This window comes from Mesorhizobium sp. WSM1343, assembly GCF_055901535.1.
In genome coordinates this window covers 1599379-1616191 of the sequence record NZ_CM148370.1, presented here as the reverse complement: position 1 = coordinate 1616191, position 16813 = coordinate 1599379, and the positions used below count along the sequence as shown (strand labels likewise).

Here is a 16813-nt window from a genome sequence, read left to right as displayed (position 1 = left end):
CCGTTGATGGACAAAAACAGGCATAGGATATCATTCCTATATGGTAGAGCGACTGGTAGTTGTCATCTACCTTTTCGGGTCGCGACTAGAAATGGGAAGCCGAATGGATAGCGCCGTTCACCATGTAGGCATCGCAGGCGGCACCCTTCCGGTCGAACAGTTCGATCTCGGTCACGGTGTTTGGATGTACCGAACATACGCACACTTTATGTCGCCGTGCCTGATGGCGTTTGCACCTGCCCAGAAGGGCGAGCCCCATCCTGGACCTTGGCGGGCAGCTAGGGGAGGTTTCTCCTTTGATATCACGATAGAACTACGAATTTCCGACGCCCGAAAGCCCGGTAATTTGACTGCAGTGGAAACGGCAGCTTGGATCGTCGCCCTGCTCCGTTTGGGTTTCGCACCCTATATCAGCGCACCAGTCACGATCGATATGCCCTTTTCGGAGGCACCTCTAAGTGACGTCGAACCTACGATCAGACCGTTGGAGGTCCAAGCGGGATATTTTTCCAAAAGTGACGAACGCCCCGATGAAATACCACTCGTCGAACTCGAATGGTTGAGGGACAAATGGCACTCGTCAGCCGAATTGGCGAGGACAAATCCTCGGCTGTTAACAGCGCTGCTCGCTTGTGATTCATGCCGTGCCCGCGCACGTATCTCTCAATCTGTCCTAACAATCTGGGGTGCCCTTGAGCAGCTTTTCGCACCCTCAGCGGGCGAATTGCGCCACAGAGTAGCTGCAAATATCGCCGCTTACCTCGAACCACGGGGGCCCAAACGTCTCGCGACGTATAAGCGAGTCCTGAAACTTTACAACGGTCGCTCAGCCGCCGCGCACACCACTCAGGAAGTGCACGAAACTGTCATGCTTGATAGCTGGATTATTCTTCGTAACGCAGTCATCAAGATGATCGGCGAGCATAGAGTCCCCTCGCAGTCTGACTTTGAGCATCTTCTCTATGCTGATGCTTCGCCTGTGACTGACGATGCTGTCTCGTGGGGCAGTCAATCAGAATCAGGCCCGGTCATCGTTTCAGACAATGACCTAGCCGAGTTTAAAACTTAGGTGCCAAGGCAGCTCGCGGCGCCGCCCGCACACTTGGAGCGGCGCGCGTGCTTGTCGCGCTACAGTCGAGGGCTTTGGCCGCGCATCGCAATGAACTCCTCCACCCTTTCCAGCGTGTCGGAATACTCGCGACCGATGCATCCTGATATCACGGTGTTGCCGTCGAGGATCATGTAGCCGGGGCCATAGTAGGCGCGGAGCCACGACCGGCTTGGCGTCTTGTTGAGGCGGTAGCCCATTTGAGCAAGCTGGCGGCGGGCGCGGTCTTCAAGTGTTTTTAGAGTAGTCATGACAACGGTATCTCCATTGAGATTGTCCGTTGCGTTGCTCCGGAGATCGGCGCGGGACGTGATGCCGAGGCCCGTGGGCTGCGAAGCCCTGCACGCTATTTCTAGTCCAAAAGTTCGTTGGCAAACAGGGGCGTTCAGCGCGGTGGTTAACGCCCCGGCATACTTGGGGCGGCTTTGGCCGAAAACAAGCACTTTCAACGGTCTGGAGTATCCGCTAATTTCCAGCGTGGGGGACGAAAGATGGAATCAGAATCCGAATACACAAAATCGCGCCGGAACCTTGCGATTTTCACCGGCTTATTGGCCTTGAGTGTCTTCGTCGGCGTTGAACAGAAAAGTGATTCAGCAGAATCGATATTGCCATTCTCACTTTCAAGTGCCGACAAAATTCCTCACGTTCTCGCAGCGATAGTTGCGTATCACATCTACAATTTTTGCATTCACTGGCTGTCAAAGGAAAGTTCGGCTCGGCAGTCAAAGGCTCTAAAATTTGACTTTTTTGCCAGTTTGTTTTTCGCTTTTTTATCGCTCGTTGGGTTCGCATGGACGTACATACCGGCAATCAAAAGCGGCTTCGGGCATCTCGTAGAGTTCAGCCCAATTGTACAGACGTTGTTATGGACGATTGCAGCTGCATTGCTCAGCATGATTTCTGCCTATTTATTGAACGCGGTAAAAAAACATCACACCACATTTCTTGGAGAGCGTGACGCCTGGGTTCAGAGGCTTCTTATGCGCGGAAAATGGGTTCTTCACTACCTCCCTCAATCAGAGCAGGGAAAGAAGGTCGTGGTGTTTCAAGAGGATGGCACCATTGGAGAAGGCGGCAACGACAACGAGAAGAGATGGCGAGTCCGTGGAGGGTTTCTCGAAATACTGAATTCCAAGGGAGATGTGTTCAGTCGCTTCACATGGAAACGACCTCTTACTCGTTTTGTGCACACCAACGACCCAGACACGCTATCCCTTCGTGATCAGTTCATAGTTCGAACTCTGTAGCTTCGTTGCTGACCAACAGATTTTATGCAACATTGTTGCTCCAGACAGGAGCAAAGCACATGAGTATCCGTAAGCGTACGTGGACCACCAAGAAGGGCACGTCGGAAGCCTATCTAGTTGACTACACCGACCAGACCGGCCACCGGCAGGTTCGACAGTTTACCCGCCGCAAGGACGCCGTGGCATTCCGCGATCAGACGGGGGTGGAGGTGCGGAACAATTCGCACGTCCCCCTGTCCGCTGACATCACAGTCGAAAAAGCGGGGGAGTATTGGCTAAAGCGGGCGAAGAACGAGCTGGAGACAAAAACCTACGATCAATACGAGCAGCACGTTCGCTTGCATATTGTTCCGTTCATCGGCAACGACAAAATCTCGCGTATCGGCATTCCAGAAGTGCGCAACTTCATGGACAGGCTCAAGGAGGCAGGCCGCTCGGATGCGATGATTAAGTCCATCCGCACAAGTCTGAGCGGCATTATTTCCGAGGCCCAGGAACGCGGACATTCCGTGCGCAATGCGGTGCGTGAAATGTCGCAGCGTCGCAAGGGCAAGGAGGCGCGGCACGCTGCTCGCCGAAAGGCCAAGCTTAAGGTCGGCGTTGATATCCCCAGCCTAGCGGAAGTCCAAAGCATACTGGTTGAACTTGGTAAGCCGAATGCCGCCTACCGGGAATTGATCATCACCGCCATTTTCACGGGCATGCGGGCAAGTGAGTTGCGCGGCCTGCGCTGGGTCGATGTTGATTTCAAGCACCGAAAAATACACGTCACTCAACGCGCCGACGCCAACAACGATATGGGCCGACCAAAGTCGGAAGCTGGTGAGCGGGAAATCCCGATGTTTGATTATGTCGCCAACACACTCACCGAATGGAAAACGCGCTGCCCGAAGGGTGAGCTTGGACTTGTCTTTCCCACGCTAAATGGAACCGTGCAGCGGCATGAGAACATTGTGCGTCGAGGCCTTTGGGAGCCGCAGATCGCTGCCGGACTCACTAAGCAGAAGGTGCTGCGAACGACAGGGCGCATGCCAAAGCTTGACGAGAACGGCAAGCAGCAATTTATCACGGTTGCGAAGTACGAGGGGCTTCACGCGCTGCGCCATTTCTTCGCTAGCTGGTCGATCAATTCCAAGGCGCGGGACGGCAGGGGCATGAACCCGAAGGAAGTGCAGGACGTGCTGGGCCACTCGACCCTCGCCCTAACTATGGACACCTACGGACATCTGTTCCCCGCCACCGACGATGCAGCGGCTATGGCGGCGGCTGAAGCTGCGCTGCTTGGCCCCCTATCTGCAACAAAAACGCAACAAAATGGCTGAAAACCGCGCAAACGCTGTGGTTGGTACGGATTCCTAATCTGTAGGTCACAGGTTCGATTCCTGTCGGGATCACCAACAAAATCAGCTACTTAGATGGCATTTCGCCGTCCTTATTTGGGGAAGAACCAGCGGAATTAGTACGGCGAATTTCGTAGACCTGCAGACTTTTGGCACATATGCGAAGGATGAAGCGGCCAAATTCGGCGTGGAGCGGAGCACTACGATGCCTAAAATTGAGGTAGATCATCGGGTGTTCCCGATCACGTTTCTAGCGTGCAGCGAGTCAGACCGCTGCAGTAAACTGAATTTCGACGCGGATCTCGGGCAGCGCGAAGCTCGCCCCAACCGTGGCGCGCGCCGGCGCCTCCGCGCCGTCGAGCCAGTTAACCCAGGCCTTATTCATCGCGTCGAAGTCCTCGACGTCCCTCAGCCAGATCTGCGCGAACAGCAGCTTCGACCTGTCGACGCCGACCCTCTGCAGAAGGCTATCCGCCTTTTCCAATATTTGCTTTGTCTGGCCGGATACATCGGTTTTCTTGTCACCGGCGGTGAGCCCCGAAAGATAGACGATACCGTTGTGAACGACGACCCGGCTAAGCCGCTCGTTCTTGTCGAATCTTTCGATTTTCGTCATGACGCAGGGCCTTGTGCTTTGGTCAAAAGATCAAACATGCGCAACAGCGGATCGCTGAGCGTGGACTTGGAAGAAGCGTTGCGGACGAAACGTCTCCATCTCGTCATGGATCTTGCCGCGCACGACTTCGTCGGCGACCACCTTGCCCAACTGCGGGGCGATGGTCACACCACTGTGCGTTACGGCCATGTAGTGGCCGACGATGTCTGGCATGGCGCCGGCACAGGTATAGCCATCCTCCGGGAACGGCCTGACGGTCGTGCGAATGGCTTCCACACCTGCATCGCGGAGCGAAGGCAGGACCTTGCTCGCTGCCTCCAGGAGCGTCGCCGCCTCGTCGCCGGCGGGGCTGAGCGTCTCCGGCTTCTTGAACGTCATATCCACCGAGACTTTGTGAATCATGATACGGCCCGCACCATCGGGGCGGAGATCCAGATCGTCGGCATGCAACTGGCTCCGGAGCGTCAACGCCACCGGCGGGGTGAAGGCCAGCACGCCGATCGTCGAGGACAGCGGAATACCCTGGGCGTCGCCGAGCCTCTCACTAGACCAGCCGCCGGTGCAGTTCACGACCGCATCCGCAGCGTATCGCTCTCCGTTCGCCGTGCGAACTGCCTGGACACGACCGCCTTCAGTTTCGATCTCGGTCACGCGTGAACTGACCTTGACCTGTGCTCCCCAGCGCTCCTTCGCCGCCCGCAAAAGCCAGGCCGAGTAGAGGACCGGATCGACCCAACCTTCTTCCGGATAGTAGGAGATCGGACAATCGCCGAAGGCGGAGACGTCGACATCGGGCTCCATCTCGGCGACACGCTTCTTGTCGATCCACTCGACGCCGTAGCCCCATTCCTTCATCTGCCGAAAGTTCTCGAAATAGTCGTCCATGGATTCCGGCACCGTTCGCCAATCGAAACTGCCGGTCTGGGTGAACCAGGGGGCAACACCAAAGTCACGCCTGAGTTCAAGATGGGCGCGCATTCCTGAGACGTTCAGATCGAAATACGGCCGGGGCCGCTTGGTCGTCGCATTTGTCCAGGCAAAGCTTACCGCCGACGTGCCCCCAGCTATCCTTCCAGCCTCCAGCACGATGACGTCCGCTCCCGCCTTGGCGCATTCATAGGCGGCAGAGCTGCCGACGATACCGGAACCGATGACGACAATGCGCATGTAGAAAGCTCCAACAAATTATTGTGTGGTTACGTCAGCTGCTGATTAAATCTCAGCGACGCGCGAAATTGGATTGAGCTATGGGAACATCGATCCGAAGCACTACAGAGGGTTATTCGAAGCAACACTCATGGCGATATTCCAGCTCGTTCGACCTCTGAATTTTGGTTTTAATCTCGGTTGCGATCCGCCCAACAACCTGAGTTGCCCAAAAACAGTGCAATGAGCGCCAACGACCGTCAATTGATCTGGCCGCTGCCGTTTGTGGCCAAAAGTTATGAACCGGTGCGGTGCGTCTATCGGCGTATGATCCCGCGCGGGTAACTGCACGTTCGAAGTTATCAAATTCGAGCGCAACGGTAGCCGCGAGCAATGTTACGCTTGGCGTAGATCGGCGCGTCAGGGGTCATTGAATGGCAGAGACTGCAAGGTGAACGGGGAGCCGCAATTCCTCCTGATCGACAAGAACGCGATCCGGGAGATTTTGACCCTTTCCCTGGTGCTCGAGACGACCGAGGCGGCGCTGCGTAAGACATCGAATGGCATGGCTCGTCAGCAGATCAGGCGTACGCTCGACCTGCCAGGTGCGGCGGGCAGTTGCCTGTCGCTTATGTATGCTGCGCTGGATGACCGCCCGCTGTTTGGGGCGAAGGTGTTGTCCGTGTTTCCCGACAATTTTACACACGGGCTCGCGTCTCACCGCGGCGGTGTGTTCCTGTTCGACAAGGAGCACGGACGGCCTGTAGCCTTGATCGATGGGGGAGAACTGACGGCTTGGCGCACTGCGGCAGCCAGCGCTGTCGCCACCAGGGTCCTTTCGCGACCCGAGAGCTCGAAATTGACCGTGTTGGGATACGGCGAGCAGGCGCGCCGGCACATCGCTGCCATCGCTGAGGTACGGCCGATCTGCGCGATCCATGTCTGGGGTCGCGACTTTGTAAAAGCCGAGCGCTTCGCCGAAGACCTTGCCGCTTCTGGCTTCAGGGCGCAGGCGCATCGTCATGCTGGCGAACCCGTTCGCGAAGCCGACATCATCTGCACCACGACTTCTTCCCAGACGCCTGTGCTATTCGGCCAGTGGTTGCAGCTTGGCGTCCACATCAATGCCGTCGGCGCGAGCGTTGCCTCCTGCCGGGAACTCGACCTCGAATGCGTGCGCAGGTCGCGGATCTGGGTGGATTACCTGCCCATGGCGCTTGCAGCCGCAGGTGAACTGGTCGAGGCGATTGAAAGCGGCGTGATCGGCGTCGAACATATTCGTGGCGAGGTCGGCGAAGTGCTGGCGGGCGCCAAGCCCGGCCGCGCCGACGACGGTGACATCACGCTCTTCCGGTCTCTCGGCGTTCCGGCGCAAGACATCGAACTCGCCAATCTTATCTACACCCGCGCCCTTGATGCCGGTCTTGGCACCTCAATTGATTTCAGGTTGTGAGAACATGCTCGACTGCCAGCGAGATCTCTTTTCCATCCCCCGCGACACGACCTATCTGGACGCGGCCTATATGTCGCCGATCCCGATTGCCGCGGTCGCCGCCGGCGAGGCTGGTGTCAGGGTGAAAGCCGAGCCCTGGAAAATGACCATTGCGTCCTACTACGACGAGGTGGAAGAGGCGCGGATGCTCGCCGCCACAATGGTTGGCGCGGACACCGACGACATCGCCATCGTGGCCGCGACCAGCTACGGCATGGCGATCGCAGCCGCCAACGTTCCGGTTGCGGCAGGATCAGTCATCCTTTTGATGGAGAACGAACACACCTCGCACCGATACGTCTGGTACGACCTCGCGCAGCGGTCCGGCGCTCACGTCGAAATTGTCCCGCAACCGGCTGACGGTGACTGGACCAGCGCCATCGTATCGGCGATCGTCAATTCAAGTCGTCCCATCGCCGTCGTCGCGGGAACGCTGGTGCACTGGTTCGAGGGCATGGCGATCGACCTTGAGACAGTCGCGGTCGCTGCTCGTGCGGCAGGCGCCAGGCTGGTCGTCGACGGAACCCAGTGGGTTGGCGCGGTGCCGTTTGATGTCCGTCGCGTTCGGCCGGATTTTCTCGTCTTCGCCACCTACAAGTTTCTGCTCGGTCCATATCGGCTCGCATTCCTCTATGCCGACCGGCGTTGGCACGAAGCGGGGCGCACGCTCGAACATCATTCATGGAACAGGGTGGGCGGAGATAAATCCGATTTCTATAAGGTTGCCGTGCCCGACTTTCTTCCGGGCGCGCGGCGGTTCGACATGGGGGAACGCTCCGATTTCGCGGTCCTGCCCATAGCCATCGCCGCAATGAAGCTCATCCGTGGATGGACCGTCGAGAGCGTGTTTGGACGCCTCCGTCACCTTAATGAACGCGTCTGGTCGCAGGCGGAAAGCAGAGGGCTGCCGGTTGCCCGTCTGCGATACCCGACACCGCATATCTCGATCCTCGACATAGGCGATCGTCTCGCGCCGAACGCGGCACAGGAGCTCAAACGTGCTGACGTGCACGTCACGCTGCGCGGCTCGAAAATGCGGGTGTCGCCGCATGTCTACAATGACGAAGCAGATATCGACCGCCTCTTCGAAAGCCTGCCGCTCCGCTAGAGGCTTTCAGCGTTGAATGGCTACAATCTTGTCTGCTTGGCTGCGAGGACCGAGAGCCGTGATTCCTGCCTCCACGCCGTTCATGAAGCTTCGCGTCGTCTGAATGAGATGCTCCGTGAAAGCGTCCGCCGCTGACGATGCGATGACGCCCCAAGGCCGGTAGACGCTGAGATTAAGATCAAGATGCGGCCGGAAATCCCTGATCTCGATTGGCAGGTCGCGTGCCATCCAGGCGGAAAGCCTGTCGACGATGCTCACGCCAGCGCCGGACGCGACCAGGGCAATGCAGGCACTGGACAGGCTGGCCTCTACTTTCAGCAGACGTCCCACCCCGCGTTCTTCGCAGAGTGCATCGAGCTGTTGGCGCATTGGATCGGCTGACCCCATCGAGATGAAGTCGAGACCGTCAAGATCTTCTGCCCGAACGACTTCGAGCTCGGCCAAACTGTGGCCCGCCGGCATGACACACACAGGTGGAGTTGCTGTCAGCGCACGCCTGACGATCGAGGAGTTTTCATCCGATGCCGTGACGCCTATCCCGATGTCGAGCTGATTGCGGCTCGCCCGCTGCACCACGGTGGCGGAGCTGCGTATATCCAGGGAAATCGACACGGACGGATGCTGTTTTGAAAAGCTCGTGATGATGGAGGGCAGCAGCGTGGAACCGAAAGCCGGGAGCGCGCAGATGTTGAGCCTGCCGCTGCGCAATTCGCGGATCTCGCGCGCAGCCCGCGAGATGCCGCGCGCGGACTCGAAAACGCGCTTCACCTCGGCATAGAGCATGTGTGCTTCAGGCGTAGGGATCAGCCGCTGGCGGCTTTTCCTAAACAGCTGGAAATCCGCCTTCTCGCTGAGTTGCTGAAGCATCTTGCTGACAGCGGGCTGCGTAATATCGAGCGCATCGGCCGCCTTGGTGGTTGTTCCATGCAGCATGACCGAGGCGAAGACCTCGATCTCGCGAGGCGTAAACTCCGCCTCCTTTGGGAGGGTGTCCTTGTCGCCGAGATTCATTGCCGCTCACCTTGCCACGCAGCTAGACGCTGTGCCGAAACAGCGAGCTGTCAGGCAAGACTAATGGGAAGGTGCCAATGTTCCAAGAGCCCCGCGAAGGAAGTTTATTCCTGCAGGTTATCAACTTTCAGCGCTTTGCGGAACTGGCCTCAGTTGCTTGTCAGCATTTCGGCGAGATCGAGCAAATCGGAATCCTGCCCCGGATGTGCGGCAAGCTGCACCGAAACCGGAAGGCCGTCGGGAACCAACACAGGAATGGCCAACGTTGGCATCCCGAGCATATTTGCCCAGCGCCGGAAGCGGCCGCCAGCCATTCCCCACGGCACCATCTCACCATTCACCTCTGTCAGTTCGTCGGACAGGCACGGCGCCGCGCCAGGCGCCGTTGGAATGGCGAGAGCGTCCACGCCCGCCATTTTCTCCAGAAACCGGCTTCGCACATCGTTGCGGATTTCGATGGCGCCGGCATAGGCGTCCGCACTGATGCGAGTGCCGTCTTGCAGGAAGGAGCGAACCGCATCGCCGACCAGATCGGGCTTCCGCTCGATTGCATCGCGGTAGGTTCTCGCGAACTCGCATTGCAAGATTGTCAGTCCGGCAGCGACGAACGCCTCCCTATCGTCGAAGGCGATCTCGATCCTGTGCACCTCGGGACGATCGAGCATGGCTGCCAACGCAATATCCACGGCCTTGTCGATGGGAGCGCCAATCAGTTCGGGACAGATGCCGACAGTGATGCTTGATCTCGATTTGCTGTTCTTGGGCCCGCTCGCTGACGGGGTGAGCCGTTTTCCGGCAAGCGCCTCGGTCACCAGGCGAACATCCCTGACCGAGCGTGCAAGAACGCCGACGCAGTCCAGCGAAGGCGCTATGCTCATGACGCCCTGCATGGCGATCAGGCCATTGGTCGGCTTATAACCGAACAAGCCGGTTGCCGCAGCCGGAGATCGGTTTGAACCGCCGCTGTCCGTGCCGACCGCGGCCAAGCAAAATCCGGCTGCGACGGCCGCAGCCGATCCGCTGCTTGTGCCACCCGTTCCACGGTCTGGATCGAGCGGGTTGGCGACCTTGCCGTACCAGGGGTTGTCATGTCCGCCGACGCACAGTTCGTGCAGGTTCGTCTTGCCGATGATGATGGCGCCAGCCGCCTGAAGGTTGGCAACGCAAACCGCTGTCTTCTGCGCGATGTGGTTCTCGAACAGACGGGAGCCAGCCGTTGTCGGCCAATGCTTTACGTCGAGCACGTCTTTGACCGCAATTGGCACGCCATGCAGCGGACCGCGCGCGTGACCGGATCTGATTTCGCGTGTTGCCTGAAGGGCAGCCTCAAGAGCGTCAGCTTCGTTCACGAAGATCATCGCCCGGATGTGTTCGTTCATCTCCCGGATGCGCTCAAGACAGCCCTCCATAATTTCCACGGGCGACAAACCGGCAGCGATCTTACCGCTCATCTCGTCGATCGACCCGAAAGGGCTGCTATTCATATTCATATGACGACCTAAGCGAGGATTGGCGGGACCGACAGCATGGCGGACGGCGATGTCAGACAACCAGTCGACGATGCCACATAGGAAATCTGGTGGACACCCGCGAGCCTATTCCCTTGGAAGCGGGACTATCGCTGAAAACTCATAGTCGCGATCAACGGTGGCGACATAGGCGGGCCAATTCAGCGTAACAAGCGCAGTTGGCCAGGTGATCGAGCCTCGCTGTCATAACTATTGGTGATGAACCGCGTGGCAAGGGGCATTAGATCGAGACCATTTGACCTGTTAGCGTTTTCATACACCGCCCTGAGAGAAGGCCGACTGAGCGCAATGGCCAAGTTCGCATCGCCGACATCTGAACTGGTCCACGACGCTCAGGGCCGCGAGCTGGCCGTCGGCATCGATCCGGATATCGATCCCATCCGACACACCGAAAGATCGGGTCTGGGGCGACCGGGTCCATCATCGCGGAACATAAAAATCCACAGAAACAGAAAAGGGGAACAATCATGAAAAAGCTCGCACTCGCCTTGTCATTGATCGTGGCGGTCTTTGGCGCCACTTACCCATCGTCAGCGGCCGACGACGTTATCCGCTTCGGTGTCGCTGCTGAGCCATACGCGCCTTTCTCCGTCAAGGATGCCAGCGGCACCTGGCAAGGTTGGGAAATCGATCTGATGAACGCCGTTTGCAAGGAAATGAAGGCCAAGTGCGAGATCGTCGATATTGCCTGGGACGGCATCATTCCCGCGCTGTTGGCCAAGAAGTTCGACGTCATCTGGAGCTCAATGTCGATCACCGACAAGCGCAAGGAAGTGATCGACTTCACCGACAAGTACTACTATTCGCCCAACGTGCTTGTCGGCGCCAAGGCTGATACAAGGCAGTTCGACGTAGCCAAGCCGGAGACATTCAAGGGGATTGCGGTTGCGGCACAAAGTGCCAGCCTGCAGGCGACCTACATGCAGGAGAAGTTCAACGGCGTTGCCGAAGTGAAGATCTATCCGACACTCGACGACGAGATCGCCGACATGCAGGCGGGCCGCGTGGATCTCATGGCGGCGGCGGGTATCCAGATCCAGGATTTCCTGAAGAAGCCGGAAGGCCAAGCGTATGAAATCAAGGTGACGCTGCCGCATGAGAAGACGTTTGGATATGGTGACGGCGCTGGCCTGCGCAAGGAAGACACCGCTCTGAGAGACCGCCTCAATGCGGCACTCAAAGCAGTGCGCGCCAGCGGCGAGTACGACACGATCACCAAGCGCTATTTCGACTTCAATATCTATGGGGATTGATCGTCTGTTCCAGGCCTGGTGCCGACCGCCACGAGGTGGCCGGCACCATCTTCATTGAACTGGAACAAGCTGTATGAACCCGATCATGTCCTGGGCAACCCTGCTCGGCTTCGGAGACCAGGGGTGGGGCGACGAACTGCTTCGCGGCGCTTGCCTGAGCCTCGGCATTTCGATCAGCGCCTATGTCGTGGGCCTAACCCTTGGTCTGACCGGGGCGGTTGCCAAGATTTCAAAGAACCGCGTGGCGGTCTCTGCGGCTGTCGCCTACACGACAATCATCCGGTCCGTCCCGGACATTCTCATCATATTCCTCGTCTACTACAGCGCGACAGACGCGTTGCGCTGGGCTGTGAGTCTGGCTGGACTGACGTCCGAATTCCAGCTCAATGGATTTGTCGCGGCGACCTTGTCGCTTGGGATCGTCCAAGGCGGTTACAGCACCGAGGTCCTGCGCGGTGCGATCATCGCCATACCACGAGGTCAGATCGAGGCAGCGTATGCACTCGGTTTGACACGGCGCCAGACGTTCTTCCTGGTGACTGTGCCGCAGATGGTTCCCCTGGCTTTGCCGGGACTTGGCAATCTGTGGCTGGTCGTTCTGAAGGAAAGCTCGCTGGTCAGCCTGATCGGGTTCACCGAGCTCGTTCTTGCCGGCAAGATGGCCGCGGGTGCTACACGCGACTACTTCATGTTCTATTGCGCGATCGCGTTCGTATTCCTTGCGATGTCGGGCGTGTCAGCGATGCTTTTTCATGCCCTCGAGACGGCCACTGTTCGCGGCCGGAGGCGAGGTTAGTATGACTGAATTTGGAGTGTATCTTGCCCATCAACTTCTGGCAGGCGTCCAGGTTACCATAGTCCTGTTCGTCGGCTGCGCGGTGGTCGGCAATCTGCTTGCCATCCCGGTTGCCCTGGCCCGGCTCTCCAACAGGAGATGGCTGCGGTATCCAGCGGTAGCGTTTATCTTGGCATTCCGGGGCACGCCGCTCCTGGTCCAGCTCTATCTCTGCTACTTTGGCGTCGGTCAGATTCTCTCTGGTATCCCTTCGATTCGCTTCAGCCCGCTCTGGCCCCTTCTGCGGGGCGCCGAGTTCTATGCGTTTTTTACCCTTTCCTTGAATACGACGGCCTACTGCGGCGAGATATGGAGAGGGGCGATACAGGCCATTCCAGATGGACAGCGTGAGGCCGGCCAATCGCTTGGCCTGTCCAAAACACGGATCATGATTTCCGTCCTTCTCCCGCAGGCCTTCAGGTTGGCCCTGCCGGCAATCGGCGGTCAGAACATCCTGCTCTTGAAGGGGACCGCATTGGCGTCGACGATCACGGTCTTCGAACTGATGGGTGCAGCCAACCTTGTTCGCGCGCAGACTTTCCGCGTCTACGAGCCTCTGATCGCAGCTGCGCTAGGATATTTCCTGTTGGCGGCATTGATCACTGTCGGCTTTGGTCTTTTCGAGCGGCGGCTTGCTCGAAGGTATTGAGCCGCAAGGATCGGAGCGCCTGTGACCGCGACCGCTTTCGGGGCAGGGCAACATCTGTTTCTCCGGCCGAGATCGCGGGAGGACGGGCTGCTTTCCGGCTGGCCGAGGTGGGAATTGGACGGCATGCGGACCACCTTTGCCTACCCCAATCCAGGGCCGACCAGGCCGGTACCATGTCGCGACTGAAGCCAACTACCCGAGGGTTTGGCTTGCTAAGGCATAGGTCTTCGGCATAGCCGAGCCGCCGAGGGCAAAATCGGCGAGGCGTTTGCCCATCGACATGGTGAGCACCGTGTCGAAAACCGGCATTCCGCTGTGCGACAGAAAGGCGGCGAACTCGCCATTGTCCATGTGGGTGTCGATGCGCAGGAATGACCCCGAATGGTGGGCCACGTGCGGCCGGACGACCGCCACGGCGTCCGCGTCGCTTTCCGCCACGACCGGCCCCACGACATGGCCCCGCCCGAAGGGCCGACAGAGCGCGAAAGCGTTCAGCTTGTCACCCTTGAAAAGACCATAGCCGGCCGAGTGCGTGAAAAGCTTTTCGATGAGCTCCGCCCGCTTCACGCCAAATCCTGCCGCGTCGAGCGCGATCGCTGCGGGAATATCGCTAGCGTCCAAAGTCCGGAAATCGCCTCGAGTATCTGCCAGCCTGGCAATCGTCTGCAATCGCGCAATGCCTTGGCATTGATAAACGGTCTTCTCCGACTGGAAATCGAGCGAGAGATAGAGCCGTCTTGCCGCGCGCGTTGCATTGAGACGCAGGTCGCGGCCGGAGACCTTGTCGAAGACCCGCTTCATCAGCCATTGCCCCGCCCCCAGCGTCTGGAGTCGTGGCGAGGTGATGACCATGCCCACGGTCGCGAAATCCGTACCATGTGCGAACCACATGGCCGAACCGAGAACCCGGCCGATCTCATCGAGCGCCACCAACCCCCCTCCCGATTGGCGCAGGAATTGCCAGTCTTCGGCGCGATGCGGCCATCCCACGGAGAGCGAGAGCGCGTGCAAGCGGTCCAGTTCGACGTCTTCGATGTCGCCGATCCGCATCGAGAAGGTATCGATTTTCAAGCTTCCGGACGGCTTCAATTCCATGCCCCTGCAAGATTTCCGCACCCGAGCGCCACGCACTGATGGCCACCCTCTGCCCGCCAACGCTAAACGAGCAGACCGATACGATTTGCTCGAAAGCCGCGCGGTAACGCAAGATTCAACTGAAACATTTCAGCTTTCGGCACGCAATCGCGAAAGAACGCGCACATCCTCTTTGGAAATCTGACAGCATATGGTCGACGGCACCGATTCCGGCGAACCCGAAACGCTTTGAGGGCTGGAATGGACGTCTTCGACATCCTCGATCGTCTCGTCGCCTTTCCATCGGTCGCCGGCAGGCCGAATGGCGATATCGCCGGCTGGATCGAGACTTATCTTGCGGAACACGGAACCCAGGTCACCGTGCTTCCAGGGCCGGAAGGCGACCGTTCCAATCTTTTCGCGACGATCGGCCCCGCCAATGTCCCGGGCTACATCCTGTCCGGCCATATGGACGTCGTTCCCGCCAACGAGCCGCAATGGAGTTCGAACCCTTTCGCATTGCGCAAAGAGGGCGAACGGCTCTACGGACGCGGCACCACGGACATGAAGGGGTTTCTTGCCGCGGCACTCGCGGCCGTGCCCACGCTGGCGGGACTGCGCCTTGCCAGGCCAATCCACCTCGCCTTCTCCTATGACGAGGAGGTGGGATGCCGCGGCGTGCCGCATTTGATCGCCCGCCTTCCCGAATTTTGCGCCAAGCCGCTCGGCGTCATCGTCGGCGAGCCGAGCAGCATGCGCGCCGTGCGCGGCCACAAGGGCAAGGCGGCCGCCCGCGTGATCATCAACGGGCGCTCCGGCCATTCCTCGAGGCCCGATCTCGGGCTCAACGCCATCCATGCCATGGCCTGTGCGCTGAGCGCAGTCGTGAGCGAAGCCGAGCGGCTGACACACGGTCCGTTCGACGCCGCCTTCGAGCCGCCCTACTCCTCGCTGCAGGCGGGCGTTGTGGCAGGCGGACATCAGGTCAACATCATCCCCGCCACCTGCACTTTGGACCTGGAGGCACGCGCCATACCTGGTGCCGACCCGGCAAGCCTGCTCGCGCCGGTCAAGGCGCGGGCAGAGGCCCTCGCGGCCGACGGCTTTCGTATCGAGTGGACGCCAATGAGCGCTTATCCGGCGCTGTCGCTGCCTCAGGATGCGGCGCTTGCGGCACTACTGGGCGAACTGACCGGCGAAGCGCCGCTCGCCGCCGTCAGCTACGGCACGGAGGCCGGACTTTACCAAGCCGCCGGGTTCGATGCGATCATCTGCGGCCCCGGCGACATCGACCGCGCCCATAAGCCGGATGAGTACATTTTCACCGACGAACTCGCCGCCTGCCAGCGATTGATCGAGGCGCTGGGCGCCCGTTGCGCGACTTGAAGGGGTAGCCGGAATGACATTCCTGTTCAATTCCGATGCGCGCCGCGGGGCGATCTTCGCCGATGCGTTCGCGAGAGACCTGCCGGACATCCCCTTCACAATGGATGCCGCAACGGTCGATCCCGACGCGGTGCGTTACCTGATCAGCTGGACCGTGCCGGATAATCTCGGCCGCTACAGCAATCTGGAAATCCTGTTTTCCATCGGCGCCGGCGTCGACCAGTTTCGCTTCGATGCGGTGCCTGCGAACGTGAAGATCGTGCGCATGATCGAGGACGGCATCGTGCGCATGATGCAGGAATATGTGACGCTTGCCGTACTCGCGCTCCACCGCAACCTGCCTGAATATCTGGCGCAGCAGCGCGCCGGCGAATGGGCAGATATCGCGCAGCTACAGGCCGGGTCGCGCCGGGTTGGCGTGCTCGGCCTCGGGCAGCTTGGCCAAGCCGTCCTCGACCGACTGAAGCCCTTCGGCTTCCCGCTTGCTGGATGGAGCCGCTCGCCGCGGCGGATCGAGGGCGTGACCTGTCATCATGGCGAGCCCGGTCTGAACGAGATGCTCGCGGCCAGCGACATTTTGATCTGCCTGCTGCCGCTGACCGAGGAGACGCGCGGTTTCCTCGATGCAGAGCTGTTTGCGAAAGTGCCCAAGGGCGCGGCGCTGGTCCACACCGGCCGGGGGCCGCAGCTCGATAATGAAGCGCTTGTCGCCGCGCTCAACAGCGGCCACATTTCGGCGGCGATGATCGACGTCACCGATCCCGAACCCCTCCCGACGGGCCATCCGTTCTGGTCGCATCCGAAGGTCGTTTTGACCCCGCATGTCGCCAGCGTCACCCAGCCCGCCAGCGCCGCGCAGGCCCTTGTCGAGAATATCAAGCGTTACCGCGCCGGTCTTGAACCCATCGGGCTCGTCGACCGGTCGCGCGGCTACTAAGTGCATGTCGCCCGGAAGTGTGCAGCGGTTCTGGGACAACGACATGCATCAAACCAAGATCTTCCAACATGAAAGGCCA

The 16813-nt window shown here is 59.4% G+C and carries 16 protein-coding genes; 10 read left to right on the top strand and 6 right to left on the bottom strand.

The genetic code is table 11. The annotated features are described in order from the left end of the window. Positions 1–103: 103 nt before the first annotated feature. Entirely contained in the window at positions 104–1069 is a 966-nt protein-coding gene (locus AC0NIL_RS07790) for a hypothetical protein (protein ID WP_473572650.1), read from the top strand. Between the two features lie 59 nt (positions 1070–1128). Here AC0NIL_RS07790 and AC0NIL_RS07785 read toward each other — a convergent pair whose 3' ends face one another. Then, positions 1129–1359: a hypothetical protein gene (locus AC0NIL_RS07785; protein WP_473572651.1), complete on the bottom strand. Its 231-nt coding sequence runs from the start codon at positions 1357–1359 to the stop codon at positions 1129–1131. A gap of 240 nt (positions 1360–1599) precedes the next feature. Between AC0NIL_RS07785 and AC0NIL_RS07780 the strand changes: the two genes are divergently transcribed. Then, positions 1600–2358, top strand: coding sequence for a hypothetical protein (locus AC0NIL_RS07780; RefSeq protein WP_473572652.1), 759 nt, complete (start codon positions 1600–1602; stop codon positions 2356–2358). Positions 2359–2417: 59 nt separating this feature from the next. Further along, positions 2418–3680 (top strand): tyrosine-type recombinase/integrase, encoded by a 1263-nt coding sequence (locus tag AC0NIL_RS07775; protein ID WP_473572653.1) that lies wholly within the window; start codon positions 2418–2420, stop codon positions 3678–3680. 283 nt (positions 3681–3963) lie between these two features. On the opposite strand, the gene AC0NIL_RS07770 is transcribed toward AC0NIL_RS07775, so the two are convergent. Beyond that, complete coding sequence (locus tag AC0NIL_RS07770) at positions 3964–4314, bottom strand: RidA family protein (protein ID WP_275954263.1); 351 nt, start codon at positions 4312–4314, stop codon at positions 3964–3966. 30 nt (positions 4315–4344) lie between these two features. After that, positions 4345–5481 (bottom strand): NAD(P)/FAD-dependent oxidoreductase, encoded by a 1137-nt coding sequence (locus tag AC0NIL_RS07765; RefSeq protein ID WP_275954264.1) that lies wholly within the window; start codon positions 5479–5481, stop codon positions 4345–4347. A 430-nt stretch (positions 5482–5911) separates the two neighbouring features. On the opposite strand from AC0NIL_RS07765, the gene AC0NIL_RS07760 reads away from it, so the two are divergent. Together AC0NIL_RS07760 and AC0NIL_RS07755 are read left to right on the top strand one after the other, a co-directional pair. Further along, positions 5912–6913, top strand: coding sequence for an ornithine cyclodeaminase family protein (locus AC0NIL_RS07760; protein WP_275954265.1), 1002 nt, complete (start codon positions 5912–5914; stop codon positions 6911–6913). A gap of 4 nt (positions 6914–6917) precedes the next feature. Continuing rightward, positions 6918–8060 carry an aminotransferase class V-fold PLP-dependent enzyme gene (locus AC0NIL_RS07755; protein ID WP_275954418.1) on the top strand — a complete coding sequence of 381 codons (1143 nt, stop codon included), beginning with the start codon at positions 6918–6920 and terminating at the stop codon, positions 8058–8060. Between the two features lie 6 nt (positions 8061–8066). Here AC0NIL_RS07755 and AC0NIL_RS07750 read toward each other — a convergent pair whose 3' ends face one another. Beyond that, the gene (locus AC0NIL_RS07750) at positions 8067–9071 is read right to left on the bottom strand and encodes a LysR family transcriptional regulator (protein ID WP_275954267.1); all 1005 of its coding nucleotides are present in this window, start codon (positions 9069–9071) and stop codon (positions 8067–8069) included. Positions 9072–9220: 149 nt separating this feature from the next. Then, positions 9221–10621 (bottom strand): amidase, encoded by a 1401-nt coding sequence (locus tag AC0NIL_RS07745; protein WP_275954268.1) that lies wholly within the window; start codon positions 10619–10621, stop codon positions 9221–9223. 446 nt (positions 10622–11067) lie between these two features. Here AC0NIL_RS07745 and AC0NIL_RS07740 point away from each other — a divergent pair, with 446 nt between their 5' ends. The 3 genes from AC0NIL_RS07740 to AC0NIL_RS07730 all read left to right on the top strand — a co-directional run bounded on the left by AC0NIL_RS07740 (position 11068) and on the right by AC0NIL_RS07730 (position 13337). Then, the gene (locus tag AC0NIL_RS07740) at positions 11068–11853 is read left to right on the top strand and encodes a transporter substrate-binding domain-containing protein (RefSeq protein WP_473572654.1); all 786 of its coding nucleotides are present in this window, start codon (positions 11068–11070) and stop codon (positions 11851–11853) included. A 73-nt stretch (positions 11854–11926) separates the two neighbouring features. Beyond that, positions 11927–12649 (top strand): ABC transporter permease, encoded by a 723-nt coding sequence (locus tag AC0NIL_RS07735; protein WP_275954271.1) that lies wholly within the window; start codon positions 11927–11929, stop codon positions 12647–12649. Between the two features lies 1 nt (position 12650). Next, positions 12651–13337 carry an ABC transporter permease gene (locus AC0NIL_RS07730; protein WP_275954272.1) on the top strand — a complete coding sequence of 229 codons (687 nt, stop codon included), beginning with the start codon at positions 12651–12653 and terminating at the stop codon, positions 13335–13337. A 192-nt stretch (positions 13338–13529) separates the two neighbouring features. Here the strand turns inward: AC0NIL_RS07730 and AC0NIL_RS07725 are convergent, their stop codons facing one another. Next, positions 13530–14432 carry a GNAT family N-acetyltransferase gene (locus AC0NIL_RS07725; protein WP_275954273.1) on the bottom strand — a complete coding sequence of 301 codons (903 nt, stop codon included), beginning with the start codon at positions 14430–14432 and terminating at the stop codon, positions 13530–13532. Between the two features lie 240 nt (positions 14433–14672). Here AC0NIL_RS07725 and argE point away from each other — a divergent pair, with 240 nt between their 5' ends. Together argE and AC0NIL_RS07715 are read left to right on the top strand one after the other, a co-directional pair. Further along, the gene (gene argE, locus AC0NIL_RS07720; RefSeq protein WP_275954274.1) at positions 14673–15797 is read left to right on the top strand and encodes an acetylornithine deacetylase; all 1125 of its coding nucleotides are present in this window, start codon (positions 14673–14675) and stop codon (positions 15795–15797) included. A gap of 13 nt (positions 15798–15810) precedes the next feature. After that, positions 15811–16734 carry a 2-hydroxyacid dehydrogenase gene (locus AC0NIL_RS07715; RefSeq protein ID WP_473572655.1) on the top strand — a complete coding sequence of 308 codons (924 nt, stop codon included), beginning with the start codon at positions 15811–15813 and terminating at the stop codon, positions 16732–16734. Positions 16735–16813 lie beyond the last annotated feature (79 nt).

What these genes read in the sequence shown, in the direction of transcription:
- AC0NIL_RS07790 (WP_473572650.1), top strand. Translation starts at nt 104, where the DNA reads ATGGATAGCGCCGTTCACCATGTAGGCATCGCAGGCGGCACCCTTCCG.
- AC0NIL_RS07785 (WP_473572651.1), bottom strand. Translation starts at nt 1,359, where the DNA reads ATGACTACTCTAAAAACACTTGAAGACCGCGCCCGCCGCCAGCTTGCT.
- AC0NIL_RS07780 (WP_473572652.1), top strand. Translation starts at nt 1,600, where the DNA reads ATGGAATCAGAATCCGAATACACAAAATCGCGCCGGAACCTTGCGATT.
- AC0NIL_RS07775 (WP_473572653.1), top strand. Translation starts at nt 2,418, where the DNA reads ATGAGTATCCGTAAGCGTACGTGGACCACCAAGAAGGGCACGTCGGAA.
- AC0NIL_RS07770 (WP_275954263.1), bottom strand. Translation starts at nt 4,314, where the DNA reads ATGACGAAAATCGAAAGATTCGACAAGAACGAGCGGCTTAGCCGGGTC.
- AC0NIL_RS07765 (WP_275954264.1), bottom strand. Translation starts at nt 5,481, where the DNA reads ATGCGCATTGTCGTCATCGGTTCCGGTATCGTCGGCAGCTCTGCCGCC.
- AC0NIL_RS07755 (WP_275954418.1), top strand. Translation starts at nt 6,918, where the DNA reads ATGCTCGACTGCCAGCGAGATCTCTTTTCCATCCCCCGCGACACGACC.
- AC0NIL_RS07750 (WP_275954267.1), bottom strand. Translation starts at nt 9,071, where the DNA reads ATGAATCTCGGCGACAAGGACACCCTCCCAAAGGAGGCGGAGTTTACG.
- AC0NIL_RS07740 (WP_473572654.1), top strand. Translation starts at nt 11,068, where the DNA reads ATGAAAAAGCTCGCACTCGCCTTGTCATTGATCGTGGCGGTCTTTGGC.
- AC0NIL_RS07735 (WP_275954271.1), top strand. Translation starts at nt 11,927, where the DNA reads ATGAACCCGATCATGTCCTGGGCAACCCTGCTCGGCTTCGGAGACCAG.
- AC0NIL_RS07730 (WP_275954272.1), top strand. Translation starts at nt 12,651, where the DNA reads ATGACTGAATTTGGAGTGTATCTTGCCCATCAACTTCTGGCAGGCGTC.
- AC0NIL_RS07725 (WP_275954273.1), bottom strand. Translation starts at nt 14,432, where the DNA reads ATGGAATTGAAGCCGTCCGGAAGCTTGAAAATCGATACCTTCTCGATG.
- argE (WP_275954274.1), top strand. Translation starts at nt 14,673, where the DNA reads ATGGACGTCTTCGACATCCTCGATCGTCTCGTCGCCTTTCCATCGGTC.
- AC0NIL_RS07715 (WP_473572655.1), top strand. Translation starts at nt 15,811, where the DNA reads ATGACATTCCTGTTCAATTCCGATGCGCGCCGCGGGGCGATCTTCGCC.